Below are 6,000 nucleotides of genomic sequence, written 5' to 3'. Positions count from 1 at the left end.
CGCTCAATTCCTGCGATGGTTTTCCTTTTCCATTTCTCTTCTTGTATTCTTCCAATTCTTTTTTTACAAGCTCTTCTTCTTCGCGCTTGTATCTGAGTGCGTACTCTTCTATTTTATCTATATCATCTTTTGTATAAAATTCTACCTCCGCACTTAGAGCCTCACCATAGGACAGTTCTGTCAAAGCCGCTGTCATTGGTGTCGCTGCTTTAGGCAAAATATCCTTTCCATCAAATAAAAGCGCATTAATTAGAGAAGATTTCCCGGCTTTTACCCGCCCGATTATCCCAATTTGCAATAAGCGGTTTTCATCTTCTAAGGCTTTTAAATATTTATTTATTTTTTCTACTGATTCTATTTGATTTTCACGAATCAGACTTTCTGATTCAGTGCCCAAAAGATCAAAATAAGTTTTTGTCACATCATCCAACTGAGATAATAAATCTACTAATTCATCAAACATTATTGATTTCCCCCTTGAAATAATGTCTCTGTCGCCAACATTTTAATCTGTTCATTCGCACGGTCATAAGTTTTTATTTTTTCTTCAATTTCTTTTATTTTACACTCCCGCAAGGCTTCCAATTCAGTTACCTGCTGTTTTTTTACTTCCATTTCTTTTTCAAAACTATTACTTATCTCATTTATTAATACCTTTATTTGTTCATTAAATACTGGCGGCAATTCATTCCTAAGCTGCCCTTTTATTTGCGGAATCGTACCTGTCATTATTTGCTGACGAACTGCTTCTTCTTTCTTTTTTTGATTAATCATGTCAAAGAAACCTGATAAAATCTCTGGCAAGAACACGATAATTAACTCAAATACCGGCATTACTACCGTCGTTGTCGCTGCTAAAACACTTGTGATTGCTTTATATGAAACATTTGCTCCAACATTACTTTTTCGTTGTTCAACGATACCAGATAATGAACTGCTCGCTGAACTCAATATACCTTTTGTTGAGTCGGAAATCTTCTTTAATAAATCTTCATCCATAGTATATGCCACATTCAATACCGAAACATTCGTAATTTCTGCCGCAAAATCATCAATTACTTTATTACCAATGTTTGACATTAGTTCTTTTATTTCAGACACTAATGCAAATTTAATCAAGTCAGTCATATTCTGGGATAAAGCCTCTGTCCCGCCATGAAGATAACTTTGCGTCAATTCGTCAATTGAACCGCTTAACGCCTTTCCTACACGATTAATAATTATATCTACATTATTGTTGGAATATTTATTTTGAGCCTCGTCAATCAGTTCATCCCTTTTCTTGATAATTCGCTCTATTCCCAATTTCAACTCATTTATCGAAGCTTCATTCTCTGTTTTGGTTTTTGTCAATACGGATACTGCCGTATTAAATAGTCCCAGAATTCGGAACGTCAACTCTTTTATCTTACAGAAAAACAATTTTTCGAATAATCGTTCTGGTTCAATTTCATCAATCACTTCTTTCAACAAACTACCTTGATTTAAACCTAAGGCGCGAATATTCTTTGAGGCATCAAGATCTAAACTCAATTGTTCTTCAATTTTTTCCTTCACTTCTTCTACTTCCGAATCTGCTCTCAAGTTCGACTTACTCAGAAAAAAAGAAAAATCTCTTTCGAATTCTTGAATCTCAATCAATTGTCTTAACATTGATTTTGTAATACTACCATCTTCAATACTTGTAAGAACAATATAATGGCTCCCTTTATTGATATAGTTAAAAATTGCTTGATTATGCAAATCAAGAGGAGAATCAAATCCCGGCATATCAACCAGAATCAACGGTTCAATTTCTTTTAACAAAGGTATATCCAAATATACTCTGATTAATTTATACTTTTCTGCGTGATCTTTTATAGACTCAATATCAGAAACATCAAATTCATTTACGGAATTATTCTCATCAACACCTTGAATGTATCGTCGACTAGAGTATCTCAACTCTGTTGCCAATGAAGTTTCAGGTGTAATACCAACCGGTAACAAACCCTCGTTTAGAAATGAATTGATCAGCGACGTTTTACCCGAGCTGAAAGCACCAATAATTGGTACTAATAATTCAATTTCAATAATTTCTTTTTTCAAACCATCAATTTCATTACAAATATTCTGAATTGAATCATCACTTTTTTTTAACTCAACTAATTCTTTATTTAATTCGGTTAAGTAGTCTAGGTATTTTTTTTGCATAATTAACATAGTAACCCTCCTCGTTATTAATTTAAATCAACTTTAAGCCAAATTATCCATTCTCTCTTTATTCACTTTCTCATCCACCATCACAAACAACTTCCCTCTGGCCCGCGAAATCCCAATATACATATATTTCGAAAAGTTATGCTCGAAAATCTTATCAGTATCCACCAGAATAACCACCTTGGCATCCAATCCTTTAAAACCCTGGATGGTTGCAAAAATCGGTTTGTTGTTTTGAATCTCGATTTGGTCATGCAGTTCATTGACCCCGCCGATTTTTTCAAGACCGTTTTTTGCTTTTGAGTTTTGATATTTTTTCGGCGATAAGAATACCACATCCGATAATTGCACCTTTTCTTTTTTCATCGTTTTTATCAGGCTGGTCATTTCCTGTTCAAATTGATCATCGTTCTGATAATGGATCACGGTAACGTCTTCGCCGTTTTCCCGCAGACATTCATTGAGTTCATAACTGCTGACTTTGGCATTAAACTCGCCAATCTGCCGGGTATTCCGGCAATTGGTAAATAAGGTAAATTTTGTGTGATCATAGTCTTCCAGCATTTCCAGCCCCTCTTCAAAATGAGGATTAAACAAATTCTGCTTGTCGTCATAGAAGATGGCCCAACGGCCTTTGTCCAAACCACCACGAAGCAAAAGATCCAGACAGAACAGGTAATTGATCCGCAGGATATCCTGGGCCTCATCGATTACCAGCAGATCGTACTGCACAACTTCTAATTCATCGGGTGACATGGCTTTGAGCTTTTGATAATAGTGTTCTGGCATCACTTCTTCGAAATAATGCTTGCTGTCTTGTTTGAGCAAATCCAGATCCACTGGTATCAATTCTCCGAACAGCCCATGAATATTAATGATTTTGAGCTGCTCACAATCTTTAATCTCGCGATTCAGAGCCGTGGCTAAATTCTTATTAAAGGTCAGATACAACACCCCGCTTCCATTGGCTGATTCCCGCAGTGCATAATCCAGAGCGCAAAATGTTTTACCGGTTCCGGCACCGCCTTTGATCATTAAATGGCAGTTTCCCGTTAGACCTTTGATGACGGCCTTCTGGTCTTCGGTATAGCGTGATAAAAAACGATCGACATCTTCAATCCGACTGCCGAGACTCGGTTGATAAAGGAATTCTCCTCTGAAGAATTCAACAATTTCCTTGATATCCTGTGCTGATAAAACTGAAGGCAGCGACCGCTGTTGCTTTTCCCAATAGTCAAATATGCCTGCCAGATAAGTGGTAATATCTAAGGTTGTCTCGTCATAAATAATTTCAGGGATAATTTCTTCACCCTGAGAAAGAAATTCAATATCAGGAAAAAGCACCCCGGATGCAAAAAGAATATTGCCGAAATGATGATTCCCTCTGAACTTTGCTTTAATGACGTTCTTGAGAGAAAACATATTGCCGGTTACCTGGGCAAAAGGGCCTTCGTTTTTTCTGTTTTCGTTTCCATGACGATCCGTAAAAAGCCATTGCCCATTTTGACAGGCGACCCGCCCCCCTTTTATCTCAAGACAGGCAATACCCTTCTCACAAACAACCACAAAATCAATCTCGCCATAAACCTTTGACTGATGCCTTGGCAGTCCCAATGAATGGATTACCACCGCATTTTTCAGCTCCAAGTCCTGCAATATTTCAAAAACTTTTCGCTCGGCGTTACTCTTAACCTCGTCACCACAATAGGGTGGGAGGAATACTGTCTGTTTTTCCATGGATCACAATCTCCCTGTAAATTTATAAATCTGCATCAATCAAAATAATCACTGCCGTCAAGTGCGTATGCATTACCATCAATTTTTATCATATTATCTCCGGGTTTTTCCGGATCTACCACAAAACCATGGGCAACTTCATTGGGGTAAAACACATAGGCGGCGGTACCATTATACGGTTCTATTCTACTAATAGTACCAGTTGTTTCTTTTCCCCCTGAAGACTTGTAGGTAAAACTATTACCGGTGAATGTGTAACTGCCTTCAGCTTTGATAGAATACCAGGTACCTTGATATTCCTCTGGGATTATGCTGGCATTTGAGGTAGTTGCTTCCGGAACCGCCGTAACGGCAACTGGCGTTTCAACAGTTTTTTGCACTATAGTAAATTGCTGTGTAACAATCTCAGAAAGGTTGGACCGATCGTCGATTACTCTTGCCTTTAAGGTTGTACTGACATTAATGGTAAACGGAGTCTCGTAAAGCTTTGAGTTGGTCAATGGTTCGCTTCCATCCAATGTGTAATAAACAGTGCCAAATTCATTGGGATTAACCACTGTAATTGCCAGAGTTCCATCTGAATTTTCAACACTCTCAATGGTTGGTTGATTGATCTTCTGTTTTAAAAACGGCAGGTCTATGAAACCAGCAATTACAGCATAGGCTATTCCACTGGCGATCATTAACAGCAAGGCCAGGCAAAAACCCACAATCAAAATCTTTTTCGTTTTCGATGTTCGCACTTCATCATTCATTATTTATTCCTCCCCATACTTCCCCCGCATCCGCTCAATCATCTCCACCATCTCTTTGCGAAAACTTGGTGGGCTTAACACCTCAACCCAGTCCCCCTGAGAAAGCAGCCATTTCTTGACCCCTTCGCCATAGACCCGGGCTGACAGGGTGGTGACACCGTCTTCTGTTTTTTCCACCCTGGCAGTAGGCAGCCGGTCCTGGACAGCCTCCAGGGACTGGCCGGAAAAACGGAAACGGATGGTCGTTAGTTCACCGGTATACATAAACTGAATCCGATCCCGGAATTCACTTTCCTGGAAGCGGTTGCCGTAGTCAATCGTAAAGCGCTGATCATCCTCACAAAAAGCGTAATTGAGAAAACGATCGAGCCGGAAAACCAATGAAACAGGATTCTCCTTGCCATTGATCTCGGCAATTACATAAAAATAATACTCGTTGAACAACAGCCCCAGAGGATTGATTTTATAGGCTTTTACGGTGCCATCCTGTTTTTGATACTGCACATCCAGCACCTGCTGCTTCTGAACACTCTGGCTGAAAAACCAGATTCGTTCAATTAAGTCCTGGCCGTGTTTGACCGGCTGATAAAATTGGCGCTCATTGCCGATGGCCAACTCAATGGCCTTGCGGTTATAAGACAGGCGCAGCAGATGATCGAGGATTTCTTCCATTTCTTTTTCACTGAAGGCCCGGGCATCCAACAGCACCTTAGCTACCGCAAAAATATCATGATCTGACAGGGCCATACTGCCTTCCCGGAACAACCGGTGTCCCTGACGTTTTCGATCATAGGAAACCTCACTCTCAGGATAAAGCACTTGCAGATAATCTTCAATTTCCTTGAGATCCCGCTGGATGGTTTTATCGCTGACTCCCTGTTTTTCGGCCCATTTCTGTTTGTTGACGATCTCGCCACGGATGATCTGATCATAAATGGCCAGGACCCGGGCGGTTTTCTTTTCATCATATTGTGATTTCATACTTCTCCCCCCATTGTGATGGCCCTAAATCCGCACATTTTTCTTGCAGCTTTTACACACCGGCACTGGCCCCAGCGGCCCTGGCATGGTAGTTGTAGCTGGGTTCTGATGGCAGATCTGACACACGGGCTTGTGATTCTTTTTCTGATCCTGGTCTTTTTTTTCGAAAAACATCGTCATTCTCCTTTTCCATTGATTGATTTGATATTATGATTATATCGGAATCGGATGGACAATATCTGTCCTTAACCATCAGTTTATCTGATTTTTTTACCAATCATCGGTGCTCCCAGAAGATCTGTTACGCTTAATCAGTCAACTGCAATTG

The 6,000-nt window shown here is 39.7% G+C and carries 6 protein-coding genes; all 6 read right to left on the bottom strand.

Annotated elements, in window-relative coordinates; genetic code table 11:
* The coding region (locus tag ABGU93_RS08325) for a dynamin family protein (RefSeq protein ID WP_347413008.1) at positions 1-463 on the bottom strand (463 nt) is incomplete at its 3' end.
* Positions 463-2,202, bottom strand: coding sequence for a dynamin family protein (locus ABGU93_RS08320; protein WP_347413007.1), 1,740 nt, complete (start codon positions 2,200-2,202; stop codon positions 463-465). The genes ABGU93_RS08320 and ABGU93_RS08325, both read right to left, overlap by 1 nt.
* Before the next feature lie 33 nt (positions 2,203-2,235).
* Positions 2,236-3,936, bottom strand: a complete 1,701-nt coding sequence (locus ABGU93_RS08315; RefSeq protein WP_347413006.1) for an NERD domain-containing protein — start codon at positions 3,934-3,936, stop codon at positions 2,236-2,238.
* A gap of 35 nt (positions 3,937-3,971) precedes the next feature.
* On the bottom strand, positions 3,972-4,691 hold the full coding sequence (locus ABGU93_RS08310) for a chitobiase/beta-hexosaminidase C-terminal domain-containing protein (protein ID WP_347413005.1): 720 nt from the start codon (positions 4,689-4,691) through the stop codon (positions 3,972-3,974).
* Between the two features lie 3 nt (positions 4,692-4,694).
* On the bottom strand, positions 4,695-5,672 hold the full coding sequence (locus ABGU93_RS08305; RefSeq protein ID WP_347413004.1) for a WYL domain-containing protein: 978 nt from the start codon (positions 5,670-5,672) through the stop codon (positions 4,695-4,697).
* Between the two features lie 52 nt (positions 5,673-5,724).
* Entirely contained in the window at positions 5,725-5,865 is a 141-nt protein-coding gene (locus tag ABGU93_RS08300; RefSeq protein ID WP_347413003.1) for a hypothetical protein, read from the bottom strand.
* Positions 5,866-6,000: the final 135 nt, after the last annotated feature.

Source organism: Acetobacterium sp. (assembly GCF_039830195.1).
GTDB lineage: Bacteria > Bacillota > Clostridia > Eubacteriales > Eubacteriaceae > Acetobacterium.
Note: the sequence above shows the minus strand (reverse complement) of the source record. Positions and strands in the feature narration are given on the sequence as shown.

What these genes read in the sequence shown, in the direction of transcription:
- ABGU93_RS08320 (WP_347413007.1), bottom strand. Translation starts at nt 2,202, where the DNA reads ATGTTAATTATGCAAAAAAAATACCTAGACTACTTAACCGAATTAAAT.
- ABGU93_RS08315 (WP_347413006.1), bottom strand. Translation starts at nt 3,936, where the DNA reads ATGGAAAAACAGACAGTATTCCTCCCACCCTATTGTGGTGACGAGGTT.
- ABGU93_RS08310 (WP_347413005.1), bottom strand. Translation starts at nt 4,691, where the DNA reads ATGAATGATGAAGTGCGAACATCGAAAACGAAAAAGATTTTGATTGTG.
- ABGU93_RS08305 (WP_347413004.1), bottom strand. Translation starts at nt 5,672, where the DNA reads ATGAAATCACAATATGATGAAAAGAAAACCGCCCGGGTCCTGGCCATT.
- ABGU93_RS08300 (WP_347413003.1), bottom strand. Translation starts at nt 5,865, where the DNA reads ATGGAAAAGGAGAATGACGATGTTTTTCGAAAAAAAAGACCAGGATCA.